This window comes from Brevibacterium sp. SIMBA_078, from assembly GCF_046534565.1.
GTDB lineage: Bacteria > Actinomycetota > Actinomycetes > Actinomycetales > Brevibacteriaceae > Brevibacterium.
The window spans coordinates 1-230 of the sequence record NZ_JAWRYQ010000671.1; the positions used below are offsets into that span (position 1 = coordinate 1).

Annotated in this window: 1 protein-coding gene; it reads left to right on the forward strand. The window is 39.6% G+C overall.

Going from position 1 to position 230, the window contains the following annotated elements; translation table 11 throughout:
- Positions 1-230 (forward strand): peptidase dimerization domain-containing protein (locus tag SB749_RS21165; RefSeq protein ID WP_410712053.1); only part of this gene is annotated, 230 nt, incomplete at both ends.

Sequence of the window (230 nt, forward strand, 5' to 3'; positions counted from 1 at the left end):
GCCTATCCTGAGAATACCATTAATGCTGCGCACATCAGTGCTGAAGTGGTTAACAGGCTCACACAAATAGACTGGCCTTTAGATGAACTTAGTTCAAAAACAACGCTGCAAGTCACCGGTATTAATATTGATAATGTGCTAGATAACCTCGTGCCAGCTCAGTGTGATATTACTTTTAATATTCGCTATAGCCATGGGTATAAAAGTAAAGATGTTAAGCAACGTGTGTT